The 15420-nt window shown below is 70.5% G+C and carries 13 protein-coding genes; 10 read left to right on the top strand and 3 right to left on the bottom strand.

Annotated features, from left to right (window positions below):
- Window positions 1–50: 50 nt before the first annotated feature.
- The 8 genes from ruvC to ACXVUM_RS17725 all read left to right on the top strand — a co-directional run bounded on the left by ruvC (window position 51) and on the right by ACXVUM_RS17725 (window position 8733).
- A complete protein-coding gene (gene ruvC, locus ACXVUM_RS17760; protein ID WP_458523245.1) occupies window positions 51–599 on the top strand; it encodes a crossover junction endodeoxyribonuclease RuvC in 549 nt (182 codons plus the stop codon).
- Entirely contained in the window at window positions 596–1204 is a 609-nt protein-coding gene (ruvA, locus tag ACXVUM_RS17755) for a Holliday junction branch migration protein RuvA (RefSeq protein WP_458523244.1), read from the top strand. The genes ruvC and ruvA overlap by 4 nt, the downstream gene beginning before the upstream one ends.
- Window positions 1201–2331 (top strand): Holliday junction branch migration DNA helicase RuvB, encoded by a 1131-nt coding sequence (ruvB, locus tag ACXVUM_RS17750; protein WP_458523243.1) that lies wholly within the window; start codon window positions 1201–1203, stop codon window positions 2329–2331. The genes ruvA and ruvB overlap by 4 nt, the downstream gene beginning before the upstream one ends.
- Before the next feature lie 121 nt (window positions 2332–2452).
- Window positions 2453–2821: a preprotein translocase subunit YajC gene (yajC, locus tag ACXVUM_RS17745; protein ID WP_458523242.1), complete on the top strand. Its 369-nt coding sequence runs from the start codon at window positions 2453–2455 to the stop codon at window positions 2819–2821.
- Between the two features lie 173 nt (window positions 2822–2994).
- Window positions 2995–4515 (top strand): protein translocase subunit SecD, encoded by a 1521-nt coding sequence (secD, locus tag ACXVUM_RS17740; RefSeq protein ID WP_458523552.1) that lies wholly within the window; start codon window positions 2995–2997, stop codon window positions 4513–4515.
- Entirely contained in the window at window positions 4512–5687 is a 1176-nt protein-coding gene (gene secF, locus ACXVUM_RS17735; RefSeq protein WP_458523241.1) for a protein translocase subunit SecF, read from the top strand. Before secD ends, secF begins: the two co-directional genes overlap by 4 nt.
- Window positions 5684–6247, top strand: coding sequence for an adenine phosphoribosyltransferase (locus ACXVUM_RS17730; RefSeq protein ID WP_458523240.1), 564 nt, complete (start codon window positions 5684–5686; stop codon window positions 6245–6247). Before secF ends, ACXVUM_RS17730 begins: the two co-directional genes overlap by 4 nt.
- A gap of 29 nt (window positions 6248–6276) precedes the next feature.
- A complete protein-coding gene (locus ACXVUM_RS17725) occupies window positions 6277–8733 on the top strand; it encodes a RelA/SpoT family protein (protein ID WP_458523239.1) in 2457 nt (818 codons plus the stop codon).
- Between the two features lie 57 nt (window positions 8734–8790).
- On the opposite strand, the gene ACXVUM_RS17720 is transcribed toward ACXVUM_RS17725, so the two are convergent.
- Window positions 8791–9831: a peptidylprolyl isomerase gene (locus tag ACXVUM_RS17720; RefSeq protein ID WP_458523238.1), complete on the bottom strand. Its 1041-nt coding sequence runs from the start codon at window positions 9829–9831 to the stop codon at window positions 8791–8793.
- A 224-nt stretch (window positions 9832–10055) separates the two neighbouring features.
- Between ACXVUM_RS17720 and ACXVUM_RS17715 the strand changes: the two genes are divergently transcribed.
- Window positions 10056–10778, top strand: a complete 723-nt coding sequence (locus ACXVUM_RS17715) for an MBL fold metallo-hydrolase (RefSeq protein ID WP_458523237.1) — start codon at window positions 10056–10058, stop codon at window positions 10776–10778.
- Complete coding sequence (gene hisS, locus ACXVUM_RS17710; RefSeq protein ID WP_458523236.1) at window positions 10775–12085, top strand: histidine--tRNA ligase; 1311 nt, start codon at window positions 10775–10777, stop codon at window positions 12083–12085. The genes ACXVUM_RS17715 and hisS overlap by 4 nt, the downstream gene beginning before the upstream one ends.
- A gap of 7 nt (window positions 12086–12092) precedes the next feature.
- Here hisS and ACXVUM_RS17705 read toward each other — a convergent pair whose 3' ends face one another.
- Window positions 12093–13736, bottom strand: coding sequence for an ABC-F family ATP-binding cassette domain-containing protein (locus tag ACXVUM_RS17705; protein ID WP_458523235.1), 1644 nt, complete (start codon window positions 13734–13736; stop codon window positions 12093–12095).
- Complete coding sequence (locus ACXVUM_RS17700; RefSeq protein WP_458523234.1) at window positions 13733–15388, bottom strand: DUF885 domain-containing protein; 1656 nt, start codon at window positions 15386–15388, stop codon at window positions 13733–13735. The genes ACXVUM_RS17705 and ACXVUM_RS17700 overlap by 4 nt, the downstream gene beginning before the upstream one ends.
- Window positions 15389–15420 lie beyond the last annotated feature (32 nt).

Genomic DNA, 15420 nt, shown 5'->3' with positions numbered 1-15420 from the left:
TACCATCTCGAACAACTGTTCGTCTCGTCGATGATGCGCGGAGGTCGGGTGTGCGGGTGATGGGTGTCGATCCCGGGTTGACGCGGTGCGGTATCGCACTGGTCGAGTCCGGGGCGGGCCGCGCGGTGACCGCGCTCGACGTCGACGTGGTCCGGACGCCGAGCACGATGGACCTCGCCGAGCGATTGCTGGCCATCCACACCGCGGCCGTCCACTGGCTCGACACCCACCACCCGGACGTGGTCGCCGTCGAGCGGGTGTTCGCGCAGAACCAGGTCAGCACCGCGATGGGCACCGCGCAGGCCGGCGGGGTCATCGCCCTGGCCGCCGCGCAGCGGGGCGTCCCGGTGCGATTCCACACCCCCAGCGAGGTGAAGGCCGCCGTCACCGGCAGTGGTCGCGCCGACAAGGCGCAGGTCACCGCAATGGTCACGCGCATCCTCGGGATGCAGACGAAACCGAAACCCGCGGACGCGGCCGACGCGCTGGCGTTGGCGATCTGTCACTGCTGGCGCGGCCCGATGGCCGAACGTCTCGCCGCCGCCCAGGCACGGGCCGTCGGTGCCGCGGGCAGCCGGACCTCGTGGGTGCCGCGATGATCGCGTCGTTGCGCGGACCGGTCCTGCACATCGCACTCGACCACCTCGTCATCGAGTGCGCCGGCGTCGGCTATCGGGTGTTGGCGACGCCGTCGACGCTCGCGGGTGTCCAGCGCGGCGCCGAGACGACGTTGCTCACGGCGATGATCGTCCGCGAGGACTCCATGACGCTGTACGGCTTCACCGAGCCCGACGCCCGAGACCTGTTCGCACTGCTGCAGACGGTCACCGGTGTCGGCCCCCGCCTGGCCATGGCGACCCTGGCGGTGCTGGAACCGTCGGCCCTGCGCGCGGCGCTCGCCGACTCCGACGTGAAGGCGTTGTGCACCGTGCCCGGGGTGGGCAAGCGGGTCGCCGAGCGTCTCGTGGTGGAACTGCGCGACAAGGTGGACCGCCCGCAGTCCGGCCCGGGTGACGGCACGGGTGTCGGGGCCGTCACGTCGATGAGTGTGCGTGACCAGGTCGTCGAGGCGCTCGCCGGGCTCGGGTTCCCCGTGCCCGCCGCGGAGAAGGCCGTCGCGGCCGTCCTCGCCGACGACCCCGACGCCGACTCCGCCCGTGCCCTGCGCGCCGGTCTGGCCCTGCTGGGGAAGACGACGCGATGAGCGATGTGTTCGACCAGCCGACGGGGGACGGGTCCGAGGACGGCGAGGATCGCACCGTCAGTCCGTTCACGGTCGCCTCCGACGGTGACCTCGACGCGGGCCTGCGACCGAAGTCGTTGGCGGACTTCATCGGTCAGCCGCGGGTGTGTGAACAGCTCGAACTGGTGCTCGCCGGGGCACGCGGCCGCGGCGGGACACCCGACCACATCCTGCTGTCCGGCCCGCCGGGTCTGGGCAAGACGTCGCTGGCGATGATCATCGCGGGCGAGATGGGGTCGGCGATCCGCGTGACCTCCGGGCCCGCGCTGGAGCGGGCCGGTGACCTCGCGGCGATGCTGTCCAACCTCGTCGAAGGTGACGTCCTCTTCATCGACGAGATCCATCGGATCGCCCGCCCGGCCGAGGAGATGCTGTACCTCGCCATGGAGGACTACCGCGTCGACGTGGTGGTGGGAAAGGGACCGGGTGCGACGTCGATCCCGCTCGACGTCGCACCGTTCACGCTCGTCGGGGCGACCACGCGGTCGGGATCGCTGACCGGACCGCTGCGCGACCGTTTCGGGTTCACCGCGCACATGGAGTTCTACGAGCCGTCGGAACTGGTGCGGGTGCTGGAACGCTCTGCCGGGATCCTCGGCGTCCGCATGGTGTCCGACGCGGCGATCGAGATCGCGGGACGCTCGCGGGGGACGCCGCGCATCGCCAACCGACTGCTGCGCCGCGTCCGTGACTACGCCGAGGTCCGGGGTGACGGCACGGTCACCCTCGCGGTGGCCCGCGCGGCGCTCGCCGTCTACGACGTCGACGAACTCGGGTTCGACCGCCTCGACCGCGCCGTGCTCGACGCGTTGGTCCGCGGGTTCGGTGGGGGACCGGTCGGGGTGTCGACGCTCGCCGTCGCGGTCGGTGAGGAGCCGACCACCGTCGAGGAGGTCTGCGAGCCGTTCCTGGTGCGTGCCGGGATGATCGCGCGCACCCCGCGCGGTCGGGTCGCCACCGCGGCCGCCTGGCACCACCTGGACCTGACACCGCCGGCCGGTGCGATGACCGGCGCCTACGGTGTGCGCACCCGCGACCTGCAGAGCGAGGCGCTCTTCGATCCGGGCGAGGGCACCCCGGGCGGCTGATCAGGCGGAGAGGGCGTGTGATGCCCGGAACGTCCGATTCTTGCGCGAGGTGGCACACTGGTCTGCGTCCCGGCACGCTGCGGCGTCGCCCACCCGAGTTCGTCACGAGGTTCGTCACCCCATGGAATTCCTCTTCCCGGTCATCCTTCTCGTCCTGGTCGGCTTCATGCTGCTCACCGCTCGCCGTCAGAAGAAGGCGCAGGCGCAGACCCAGCAGATGCAGGACTCGCTGTCGATCGGCGACCGCGTGCAGACCACGTCCGGCGTCTACGGAACGGTGACCGGCGTCGACGACGGCGTCGTCGACCTCGAGCTCGCCACCGGGTACGTCACCCGCTGGAACCGTCTCGCCGTGCGCGAGATCGTCCACGACGAGGACCTCGCCGCCTCGTACCCGGGTGCGCCGACCTCGGCCGTCCCCTCCGACGACACCGAGGGCGGGGACGACCGCCCCGTCGCGCTCGAGAAGGACTCCGAGCGGGAGCGCTGACCAGGCGCTGCGCCCCGCGCGCACCTCGGCGGTCGCCTGACGGCGACGGCCGATGATGCCGTGCGCGGAGGCCACGTAGCCTGTCTGCGGACCGTCGGCACCCCGGCGGCGTCCCCCGCTTCACCCGAGGAGTCGTTGCACTCGTGGCACCGTCGAAACGCGAGACCCCGCCCATGGTCATCGTGGGCGCTTTTGTGGCGCTCGTGCTCATCGTCTACGCGCTCGTCTTCTTCACGGGCGGCGGCGGCGCGAAACCCAAGCTCGGCATCGACCTGCAGGGCGGTACCCGCGTCACACTGACCGCGCGCACCCCCGACGGCAGCGCTCCCGCCAAGGACCAGCTCGACCGCGCGAAGCAGATCATCGAGCAGCGCGTCAACGGCCTGGGCGTCTCGGGTTCCGAGGTGATCATCGACGGCAACAACCTCGTCATCACCGTGCCGGGCACCGACGGACGTCAGGCGCGCACCCTCGGTCAGACGGCGCGGCTCTATGTGCGGCCGGTCGTCGACGTGAAGCCGGCCACCCCGATGCAGCCGGTGCAGCAGCCGGCCGGCGAGACCTCCGAGCAGGCCATCGCGGCGGCCAAGGCGCAACGCCAGGCCCCGGCGAACGCCAACACCACGCAGCTCGAGAGCCGTCTGGCTCAGACGAACTGCAACCCGCGGTCCAACGACCCGCTGCAGGGCAACGACGACCCGAACCAGTACCTCATCGCGTGTTCTCAGGACGGCAGTCAGGTCTATCTCCTGGGTCCGGAGATCATCGACGGCCGCGACATCGACAACGCGACCGCGACCACCAACCCGCAGACCGGGGCGTGGATCGTCCAGGTCGGATTCAAGGGTGCCGCCCGCGACTTCTGGCCGAAGTACACCGGCGAGAACGTGGGCAAGCAGACCGCGTTCACCCTCGACTCGAAGGTGGTCAGCGCACCATCGATCAACGGCGCGATCACCACGCCGACCACCGAGATCAGTGGCAACTTCACCCAGTCGGCCGCGAATGACCTCGCAAACGTCCTGAAGTACGGCTCCCTCCCGCTGTCGTTCAAGTCCTCCGACGCCGAGACCGTCTCGGCCACACTGGGTCTGGCGTCCCTGCGTGCGGGCTTGATCGCCGGCGCGATCGGGCTCGCCGCTGTGCTCGTCTACGCCCTGCTCTACTACCGGATGCTCGGGTTCCTCACCATGCTGTCGCTGGTCGCGTCGGGCGTGATGGTGTACGGCATCCTCGTGCTGCTCGGGCGGTACATCAACTTCACCCTCGACCTGTCGGGCATCGCCGGTCTCATCATCGGTATCGGCATGACCGCGGACTCGTTCGTCGTCTACTTCGAACGCATCAAGGACGAGATGCGGGAGGGCAGGAGTTTCCGATCCGCGGTACCGCGCGGCTGGGCCCGCGCCCGCCGCACCATCTGGTCGGGCAACGCGGTGAGTTTCATCGCCGCGGCCGCGATCTACTTCCTCGCCATCGGTGAGGTCCGCGGCTTCGCGTTCACCCTCGGCCTGACCACCATCCTCGACATCGTCGTGGTGTTCCTCGTGACCCACCCGCTGGTCGTGCTGGCCAGCCGCTCGACGTTCCTGTCGAAGCCGTCGGTCAACGGACTCGGCGCCGTCACCCAGGTCGCCCGGGAGCGACGAGCCGCGGCGAACACACAGACCCGCAAGGAAGAGGCGGTCCGATGAGCCGGGACACCGGCATCGTCATCGACGACGACGCCACCGAGGCGCGGAACCGGGGCGTCGCACAGAAGCACTCGCTGCTGTCGCGGCTCTACACCGGTACCGGTGCGTTCGAGATCGTCGGCCGTCGCCGCATGTGGTTCATCATCACGGCCGCGATCGTCGCGATCTGCCTGCTGTCGATCGTGTTCCGCGGTTTCACCCTGGGCATCGACTTCGAGGGCGGCACCCAGATCTCGTTCAAGAACACCTCGCAGACCTCGACGTCGGCGGTGGAGAAGGTCTTCTCCGACGCCCTCGGTCGCGACGCGGAGACGGTGCAGACCGCCGGGTCCGGGTCGAGTGCGACGGTGCAGGTGCGCACCTCGACGTTGACGCAGGCGGAGACCGAGAAGATCACCTCCGCGCTGGCGGAGCGGTTCGGCCCGACCCTGACCGCCGACGACATCAACTCGTCCGACGTGAGTTCGACGTGGGGAGGGGAGGTCACCGAGAAGGCGCTCATCGCTCTCGCGGTGTTCCTCGTGATCGTCCTGGTCTACATCGCGGTCCGTTTCGACAAGGAGATGTCCGCCGCGGCGATGGCCACGATGTTCTTCGACATCATCGTGACCGCGGGCGTCTACTCGATCGTCGGCTTCGAGGTGACACCGGCGACGGTCATCGGTCTGCTGACCATCCTCGGCTTCTCGCTCTACGACACGGTGGTGGTGTTCGACAAGGTCGAGGAGAACGTCCGCGGTGTCCTGCACACCACCCGACGTACGTACGCCGAGCAGGCGAACCTCGCCGTCAACCAGACACTCATGCGGTCGATCAACACCACCGTCATCTCGGTGTTGCCCATCATCGCGCTGATGGTCATCGCGGTGTGGCTGCTGGGCGTCGGGACGCTCAAGGACCTCGGTCTGATCCAGCTCGTCGGCGTCGTGGTCGGCACCTTCTCCTCCGTCGCCTTCGCGACACCGCTGTTGGTGACGTTCAAGGAGCGCCGCAAGGACATCGGTGAGCACACCCGCAAGGTCCTCGCCCGCCGTGCCGGCGTCGACGCGTCGGAGACCGAGACGGTCGCCGGGGCAGGGCGCCGGACGTCGCTGACGAAGGCCACCGCCGGGACGCAGACCACCGCCGCAGCAGGTGAACGCCCGTCGGGGAAGCGGAACCGGCGCCGATGACCGCCACACAGACCGGCGACGCGGCGGCCCGTGCCCGACAGGCCATCGCGACCCACATCCGACTCGTCCCCGACTTCCCGGAGCCGGGGGTCCAGTTCAAGGACCTGACCCCGGTCCTCGCCGACCCCGAAGGCCTCGCGGCGGTCACCGCAGCGCTGGCCGAGGCGGCCGGTCCGGCGGATCTCGTCGCCGGTATCGACGCCCGCGGATTCCTGCTCGGCGGCGCGATCGCGCTGCATCTCGGTGTGGGTGTCGTCGCCGTGCGCAAGGCGGGCAAGCTGCCACCGCCGGTCCATGCCGAGAGCTACGACCTCGAATACGGCTCGGCCTGCCTGGAGATCCCGGCCGACGGGGTGGCGCTGGCCGGGCGGCGCGTGTTCGTCGTCGACGACGTGCTGGCCACCGGCGGGACGCTCAACGCCGCCATCGCGCTGCTCGCCGCCGCCGGCGCGCGCGTGGAGGCCGCCGCGGTCGTCATGGAGATCGAGGGACTGCCGGGCCGGGACGCGGTGGGTGCCGCGCATCCCGACCTCGTGCTGACGGGTCTGACCACCGGGTGAGGACTACCATCGCCACCGAGGAGGTGTAGATGGCAGACGACACCACCGCGGGTCCGCGCGATGCGTCCACAGACGCCGCAACGCATGCGGGTGAGTCCGTGCCCGACACCGGCGACACCACGGCCGGTCGGACCACCGCACCGACGGTGACCGACCCGGCCCCCAGTTCTTCTCCAGCCGCCCCGACCTCCGCTCCCACCGCGGCCGAGTCCGTCGCGCAGACGTCGGGCTCGTCGGCCTCCCGACGCGTCCGCGCCCGACTGGCCCGCCGCATGACGGCCACGCGAAACCCGATCCGCCCGGTCCTCGAGCCGCTCGTCGCGTTGCACCGCGACCTGTACCCCAAGGCCGACGTCGTACTCCTGCAGCGCGCCTACGACGTCGCCGACCGTCACCACGACGGACAGTTCCGCAAGTCCGGTGACCCGTACATCACCCATCCGCTCGCCGTCGCGACGATCCTCGCCGACCTCGGGATGGACACCACCACGCTCGTCGCGGCGCTGCTGCACGACACCGTCGAGGACACCGGGTACAGCCTCGACGCGCTCGCCGCCGACTTCGGCGAGGAGGTCGCACACCTCGTCGACGGTGTGACCAAGCTGGACAAGGTGGCCCTCGGGCACGCCGCCGAGGCGGAGACCATCCGCAAGATGATCATCGCGATGGCCCGTGACCCGCGGGTGTTGGTCATCAAGGTCGCCGACCGCCTGCACAACATGCGCACCATGCGGTTCCTGCCGCCGGAGAAGCAGGCCCGCAAGGCCCGCGAGACGCTCGAGGTGATCGCACCGCTGGCACACCGCCTCGGGATGGCCACGGTGAAGTGGGAACTCGAGGACCTCGCGTTCGCGATCCTGCACCCCAAGCGGTACGAGGAGATCGTGCGCCTCGTCGCCGACCGGGCACCGTCGCGCGACACCTACCTGGCTAAGGTCCGCACCGAGATCACGGCGTCGCTGAACGCCGCGCGCATCACCGCGACCGTCGAGGGTCGCCCCAAGCACTACTGGTCGATCTACCAGAAGATGATCGTCAAGGGGCGTGAGTTCGACGACATCCACGACCTCGTCGGGATGCGCATCCTGTGCGACCAGATCCGCGACTGCTACGCCGCGGTCGGCGTCGTGCACTCGCTGTGGCAGCCGATGGCCGGGCGGTTCAAGGACTACATCGCGCAGCCCAGATTCGGTGTCTACCAGTCGTTGCACACCACCGTCGTCGGGCCGGAGGGCAAGCCGCTGGAGGTGCAGATCCGCACCCGCGACATGCACCGCACCGCCGAGTTCGGCATCGCCGCGCACTGGCGGTACAAGGAGACCCGCGGTCGCAACGGCGCCAAGGGCGACGATGCCGCCGAGATCGACGACATGGCGTGGATGCGTCAGCTCCTCGACTGGCAGCGGGAGGCGGCCGACCCGGGCGAGTTCCTCGAGTCGCTGCGGTACGACCTCGCGGTCAAGGAGATATTCGTCTTCACCCCGAAGGGTGACGTCATCACGTTGCCCGCGGGATCGACCCCGGTCGACTTCGCCTACGCGGTGCACACCGAGGTGGGCCACCGCTGTATCGGCGCACGCGTCAACGGTCGGCTCGTCGCGCTGGAGCGGACGCTGGAGAACGGCGAGGTCGTCGAGGTGTTCACCTCGAAGGCGCCCAATGCCGGCCCGTCGCGGGACTGGCAGGGGTTCGTCGTCTCACCCCGCGCCAAGGCGAAGATCCGGCAGTGGTTCGCCAAGGAGCGTCGCGAGGAGGCGCTCGAGGCCGGCAAGGACGCCATCGCGAAGGAGGTCCGTCGCGGCGGATTGCCGTTGCAGCGCTTGATGAACGGCGAGTCGATGGCCGCCATCGCCGCAGAGTTGCGCTACGTCGACGTCTCCGCGCTGTACACGGCGATCGGGGAGGGACACGTCTCCGCCCGGCATGTCGTGAGTCGGCTCGTCGCCGCGCTCGGCGGCATGGACGACGCGGAGGAGGAACTCGCCGAGCGGTCCACCCCGTCGACGATGCCGTCACGGCCGCAACGGAACACCGATGCCGGCGTCGTGATCCCCGGCGCCGACGGGGTGCTCGCGAAGCTCGCGAAGTGCTGCACCCCGGTGCCCGGCGACGAGATCCTCGGCTTCGTGACCCGCGGCGGCGGGATCAGCGTGCACCGCACCGACTGCACGAATGCCGAAGCGCTGCACGAGCAGTCGGAGCGCATCATCGAGGTGAAGTGGGCGCCGTCGCCGTCGTCGGTGTTCCTGGTGGCGATCCAGGTGGAGGCCCTCGACCGGCACCGGCTGCTCTCGGACGTGACGAAGGTGCTCGCCGACGAACGGGTCAACATCCTGTCCGCGTCGGTGAACACGAGCCGTGACCGCGTCGCCATCAGCAAGTTCACGTTCGAGATGGGTGACCCGAAGCACCTCGGTCACGTGCTCAACGTCGTCCGCAACGTGGAGGGCGTCTACGACGTCTACCGGGTGACGTCAGCCGCGTGAATCGCATCTGCCCGGTCGGCGGTGGGGTGGGGTGTGGCCCGATCGGCCGAGGGACCGTCAGGAGACGGTGGCCTTCTCGATCGTCGTGGTGAGCTTCGGTGTGCCGTCACCCGGTGTCGGGGCGTAGGTGACTGCCCCGGTGTTGGGATCCTGCGACGGCCGGATGCTCGGGGTGATGCCGCCCTTGGAGATCTTGTCCAGGATGGGCAGACCGGCGGGGTCGATCGACCCGACGACGCTGTAGTTCGGCGGCAACTGGCTGTCGTTGATGGCGATGAACAGCTGCGACGAGCCGGTGTTCTGGCCCTGCGCCTGGCCGCCCTGCCCGGTCTGATAGCTGTTCGCGATCGCTACGGTGCCGCGGGGATAGACCACCGAGCTCGGGACGCCGAGAGCCGCGAGCTGGGGGTCCTGCGGGACCGCCTTGAGGTTGGTGGGGAACTCGTCGGGGCTGGTCCATCCGGGACCGGACGCACCGGTGCCGGTGGGGTCACCGCACTGCAGGACCGCGATCTTCCCCGCGCCGCCCTCGGTGAGGCGGTGACAGGTCGTGTCGTTGTAGTAGCCGTCCTTGATGAGCGACACGACGGCGCCGACGTTGCAGGGCGCGTCCGAACGCTTCAGCGTCACCGGCAGCGTGCCCTGGGTCGTGGTGAGCGTGGCCTGGAGCTCGCCCTTGCGCAGCTGGCGACTGTCCGGCAGCGGTGCCGTGCGCTGCTTGGCCTTTCCGGCCACGAACTGGTCGCGGAACTGCTCGGCCAGCGCCCGCTGCTGGGGCGACAGGTTCGGGGGGATGGTCGGCGGGTCGTTGAACGGGTTCTGGTCCGCCGGGGTGGGGGTGTAGGCGCAGGAGATGTACTTCGCCTTCTCGCGGTCGTCGAGGACCTTCTTCACGATCAGGGTGCCGCCTGTGGCGACCACGGCGACGACGACCACGATCGAGGTGGCCAGGATGATCCGCTTGCGACGACGCGCTGCGGCCTCCTGAGCCCCCAGACGCTGTTCGAGCTTCCGCTTCGCCTCGGCGCGTCGCTGCTCGTTGCTGAGCTGCTCGCCGCTGTCCGGGACGTCCTCGCCGGGATGCTCGGTGTTCGGCACAGCTCTCCTGACCTCGATCGATTGACGGTGGCCCGACTCCGGGTCGCGGCCTGCACAGCGGCTGCGGTGCGCCCACGACGACTGCCCCGAGGCACACCGCCGGAGCAGGGTCGCCGGTGAGAGTGTGCCAGCACAGCCTGTGAATCGTCCCGACCGGGTCGCGACGACACGGACCTCACGGCCCGGTTTGCCATGATGGAGGTTCCGACCACGACAGGAGAGTCATGTTGATCACGGGGTTCGCCGCGGGCGTGTTCGCGACGAACTGTTATGTCGTCGCCGACGGTCCGGGCGCCGACGCGGTGATCGTCGACCCGGGCCAGGACGCGGCTCCGGCCGTCTCGGACCTGCTCGACGAGCACGGGTTGACCCCGGTCGCCGTGCTGCTGACGCACGGCCACCTCGACCACACCTGGGACGCGGCGGCGCTGTGCGAGAAGTACTCGATTCCCGCCTACATCCACCCGGCCGACCGGCCCATGCTCTCCGACCCGGCGTCCGGGATCGGGCCCGCGTTGTCCTCGCTCATCGGCGACCTGAGCTTCGCCGAGCCGGAGACGGTGGTCGACTTCGTCGACGGGCAGGCGGTCGACCTGGCCGGCATCCGGTTCGACGTCGTCGCGGCCCCCGGACACACCCGCGGATCGGTGCTGCTCACCACCACCGTGCCCGTCGAGGACGCCGAGGTGGATGTCTGTTTCTCGGGCGACGTACTCTTTGCGGGTTCCATCGGCCGGACGGATCTGCCGGGTGGCGACCACCAGCAACTGCTGAACAGCATCGCGACCACGCTGCTCACCCGTTCCGACGACACCCAGGTGCTGCCCGGTCACGGGTCGCAGACATCGGTGGGACGCGAACGCGCCACCAACCCCTTCCTGGCGGATCTGCCGGGCGGCGGGCCGGATGCCGCCTCGTACCCCCGGAAAGGACGACACGGACTGTGAGCGCCGAAGCGCCCGGCTCGACCCCGACCCCGTCGACCCCTCCGCCGTCGGCGTTCCAGGCGCCGCGCGGGATCCCCGACTACCTGCCCCCGACGTCGGCGACCTTCCTCGCCGTCCGGGACGAACTGACCCGCGCGGCGCGCCTGGCCGGCTACTCCCACGTCGAGTTGCCGGTGTTCGAGGACACGGCGCTGTTCGCGCGCGGCGTGGGGGAGTCCACGGACGTGGTGTCGAAGGAGATGTACACCTTCGCCGACCGCGGTGACCGCTCGGTGACGCTGCGTCCGGAGGGCACCGCCGGTGTGATGCGCGCGGTGATCCAGCACGGGCTCGACCGGGGTCAGCTGCCGGTCAAACTCAGCTACCACGGACCGTTCTTCCGCTACGAGAAGCCGCAGACCGGGCGATACCGACAACTACAGCAGGTCGGGGTGGAGGCGATCGGGGTCGACGACCCCGCCCTCGACGCCGAGGTGATCGCGATCGCCGACGAGGGGTTCCGCCGGCTCGGGCTCACGGGCTATCGCCTCGAACTCACCTCACTCGGGGACGACACCTGCCGGCCGCAGTACCGCGAGGCGCTGCAGCAGTTCCTGTTCGGACTCGACCTCGACGAGGACACCCGGCGGCGCGCGGAGATCAACCCGCTGCGCGTCCTGGACGACAAGCGGCCGGAGATCAAGGCCGCCACGGCCGACGCACCGCTCATGCTGGACCACCTGTCCGACTCGGTGGCCGAGCACTTCGCCGCGGTGCGACGGCATCTCGATGCCCTCGGCGTGGCCTACGAGATCAACCCCCGCCTGGTGCGCGGGCTCGACTACTACACCAAGACCACCTTCGAGTTCGTCCACGACGGTCTCGGCGCCCAGTCGGGCATCGGGGGCGGGGGACGCTACGACGGCCTCATGCGTCACCTCGGCGGCAAGCAGGAACTCTCGGGCATCGGGTACGGCCTCGGCGTCGATCGCACGGTCCTCGCGCTCGAGGCCGAGCAGGTCGCCGCGACCACCGGTGGGCGGTGCACCGTGTTCGGCGTCGCCCTGGGCGACGCGGCCCGTGACCGCATGGTGGCACTGGCCGGCGCGTTCCGCGCACGCGGTGTCGCCGTCGACATCGCCTACGGCGGCCGGGGACTGAAAGGCGCGATGAAGGCGGCCGACCGGTCCGGCGCACGGTGGGCGCTGGTCCTCGGGGACCGTGAGCTCGAGGCGGGACAGGTGGAGGTCAAGGACCTCACCGACGGGTCGCAGCGCACGGCGTCCCTCGACGCCGTGGTCGGCGAGATCGTCGCACTCCCCGCCTGACGCGCCCTCAGACCAGGCTGTCGTCGAGACGGCCGGCGTCCATCGTCCAGCGTCGGGTGGCGCGCACGGTGTCGAGCATGCGGCGGTCGTGCGTGACCAGCACCAGGGTGCCGTCGAAGGTGTCCAACGCCGACTCGAGTTGCTCGATGGCGGGCAGGTCGAGGTGGTTGGTGGGTTCGTCGAGGACCAACAGGTTGACCCCGCGCGCCTGGAGCAGCGCGAGTCCGGCCCGGGTGCGTTCCCCGGGCGACAGGTCGTCCGCGCGGCGGAGCGCGTCGTCGCCGCGCAGACCGAACTTCGCGAGGAGTGTGCGGACGTCGGCATCGGTCCAGTCGGGCACCTGCGCCCAGAAGGCCTCCGAGAGCGACTGCGGTCCGGTGAACGCCCCACGCGCCTGGTCGATCTCGCCGACCTCGACACCCGACCCGGTGGTGACCGATCCCCGGTCGGGGGCCGTGCGTCCCAGCAGCACCGACAACAGTGTCGACTTCCCCGAACCGTTCGGCCCGGTCAGCAGGATCCGGTCGCCGGCATCGACGGCGGTGTTGACGGGCCCGAGGGTGAAGCGCCCCCGGGCGACGACGACGTCGTGCAGGGTGGCGACGACACCGCCGCCGCGGGGGGCGCGGGCGATCTCCATCCGCAGCTCCCACTCCTTGCGTGGCTCCTCGACCACCTCGAGTCGTTCGATGCGGCGTTGGGTCTGCCGCGCCTTGGCCGCCTGCTTCTCGGTCGACTCCGCGCGATGCTTGCGGGAGACGGTGTCGTTGTCGGTCGCCTTGCGCCGGGCGTTGCGGACCCCGTGTTCCATCCAGTTGCGTTGCGTCCGAGCGCGTTCCTCCAGGGAACTGCGCGTGTCGGCGTACTCCTCGAACCGCTCCCGCGCATGACGCCGCGCGACCGCGCGCTCGGCGAGGTACGCCTCGTATCCACCGGAGTAGGCGGCGATGGTCTGCTGCGCGCGGTCGAGTTCGACGATGCCGGTGGCGCAGCGGGCGAGGAACTCGCGGTCGTGGCTGACGACCACCATCGCCGCGGTCGAGTCCTGCACGAACCGTTCGAGCCGGGCGAGTCCCGCGAGGTCGAGGTCGTTGGTGGGCTCGTCGAGCAGCAGGACGTCGAAGCGGGACAACAGGATCGCGGCGAGACCGGCGCGCGCGGCCTGACCGCCGGACAACGCGGTCATGGCCGTGTCGACGGGCACGTCGAGTCCGACGTCCGCGACGACCCCGGCGACGCGGTCGTCGAGGTCGGCGCCGCCGAGCGCCAGCCACCGCTCCAGCGCCGGCGTGTAGGGGTCGTCGTCGCCGGAGACGTCGGCCAGCGATGCGGCGGCGGCGTCCATCGCCTCCTGCGCGGCGGTCACACCGGTCCGGCGGGCGAGGAAATCGCGCACGGCCTCACCGGGGAGTCGGTCGACCTCCTGGCTCAGCAGGCCGATCGTCGCGTCGGGTGGGGTGACGGACACGGTGCCGGTGCGGTCGAGGTCGGCGCGGCCGGCGATGATGTCGAGCAACGTCGACTTGCCGGCACCGTTCGCCCCGACGAGTCCCACCACGTCACCCGGCGCCACGACGAGATCGAGGCCGTCGAACAGCACGCGGTTGCCGCGGGATGCGCCGACGTCGACGAGGTGCAGGACCGCGGTCACGCCCCGATCAGTTCCGCGCGCAACACGTCGAGACTGACGCCGCCGAGACGCAGTGCGCGCGTGTGGAACTCCTTGAGTGATCCGCCCGGGTGGGTGGCGCGGAACTCGTCGCGGGCCTGCTCCCACACCCGCTGGCCGAGTGCGTACGACGGCGCCTGACCGGGCCATCCCAGGTAGCGGTTGCGCTCGAAACGCAGCACCGAACGGTCCATCGCCACCGCCTCGGACAGGAACGTCCACGCCTTGTCGGCGTCCCACACCCCGCCGCCGACGGAGTCGGGGGCGCGCAGGCCGCAGTGCACCCCGATGTCGACGACGACCCGCGCCGCGCGCAGCCGCTGCGAGTCCAGCATGCCCATCCGGTCGCCGTCGTCGTCGAGCCAGCCGAGGTCGGCCATGAGGCGTTCGGCGTAGAGGGCCCATCCCTCGCCGTGGCCCGAGGTGAAGGAGGCCAGCTTGCGCCACCGGTTGAGTTCCGGGCTCACCATCGCCGACCCGATCTGCAGGTGGTGGCCCGGCACACCCTCGTGGAAGACGGTGGTCGTCTCCTGCCAGGTGTGGAACACGTCCTGCTCCGGCGGCACCGACCACCACATGCGGCCGGGACGGCGCATGTCCTCGCTGGGCGCGGTGTAGTAGATGATCCCGGTGGCCGACGGTGCGAGCATGCACTGCAGTGCCGTCAGGTTGTCGGGAATCTCGAAGTGGGTGTCGCGCACCGCGTCCAGCGACCGGTCGGAGAGTTCCTGCATCCACCCGACGAACGCGTCGCGGTCGGTGACGCGGTACCGCGGGTCGTCGTCGAGGGCCGCGAGCGCACCGGCGACACCCGCACCCGGCGCGATGCGCTCGGCGAGGGTCTCCTGTTCGGCGACGATCTCGGCGAGGTGGTCCAGTCCCCAGGCGTAGGCCTCGTCGGGATCGATGTCGGTGCCGACGAACTCGGCGGAATGCAGGCGGTACCGGTCCCGCCCGACCGCGTCGGCCGAGTCCGCGCGGCCGGCGACGTCCTCGCGCAGATGACGCTGCAGTCGTGCGAACGCCTCGGCGGCCGCGGCGAGCGACAGATCGAGGTGTCGGCCCATCGAGGGGTCGGCGGCGGTGACCCGGTCGACGGTGGCCCGCACCGCGTCGGCAGCTGTCTCGCACTGGTCTGCCACGAGCTCGACCTGGCGGCGGGCGATCGACGGTCCGGCGGACACCCGGTGATCGAGACCGGCGATCACCGTGTCGATCGCGGTGGGGATGGCGGTCACCCGCGCGAGGACGGCACCGCGTGCGGCCTCGTCGTCCACCGGCATCAGGTCGAACACGTCGCGGATGGACTGCAGTGGCGAGGCGATGACGTTGATCTCGCCGACCCGCAGCCCGGCCTCGTCGACGGCGACACCCCGTCGGAGTTGGTCGGTCATCGAGGCGATCGTGACCCGGTCGACGTCGTCGACGGGTGTCACCTGCGCCAGCCGGCGCAGGGTGTCCCGCGCGATCTCGGTGCGGTCGGCCACCGCCGCCGGCGAGAAGTCGGTGAGCAGCGAGTCGTGCCCGGGGACGCCGAGATCGGTCGCGGTGATGGGGTCCGCGGCGCAGACACGTGCGAGGTGGTCCTCGGCGACCGCGTCCACCTCGGTCGGGGTGCGGGTGGGCGTGCTCACGGCGGAGCTCCTCCTCGAGGTCGGGGATCGGT

Source organism: Williamsia sp. SKLECPSW1, from assembly GCF_054332755.1.
The sequence above is the reverse complement of the archived record's forward strand: the minus strand, read 5'-3'. Positions and strand labels throughout refer to the sequence as shown.

Bases quoted from the DNA above. Each gene is read 5' to 3' on its own strand.
- ruvA (WP_458523244.1), top strand. From the start codon at position 596: ATGATCGCGTCGTTGCGCGGACCGGTCCTGCACATCGCACTCGACCAC.
- ruvB (WP_458523243.1), top strand. From the start codon at position 1,201: ATGAGCGATGTGTTCGACCAGCCGACGGGGGACGGGTCCGAGGACGGC.
- yajC (WP_458523242.1), top strand. From the start codon at position 2,453: ATGGAATTCCTCTTCCCGGTCATCCTTCTCGTCCTGGTCGGCTTCATG.
- secD (WP_458523552.1), top strand. From the start codon at position 2,995: ATGGTCATCGTGGGCGCTTTTGTGGCGCTCGTGCTCATCGTCTACGCG.
- secF (WP_458523241.1), top strand. From the start codon at position 4,512: ATGAGCCGGGACACCGGCATCGTCATCGACGACGACGCCACCGAGGCG.
- ACXVUM_RS17730 (WP_458523240.1), top strand. From the start codon at position 5,684: ATGACCGCCACACAGACCGGCGACGCGGCGGCCCGTGCCCGACAGGCC.
- ACXVUM_RS17725 (WP_458523239.1), top strand. From the start codon at position 6,277: ATGGCAGACGACACCACCGCGGGTCCGCGCGATGCGTCCACAGACGCC.
- ACXVUM_RS17715 (WP_458523237.1), top strand. From the start codon at position 10,056: ATGTTGATCACGGGGTTCGCCGCGGGCGTGTTCGCGACGAACTGTTAT.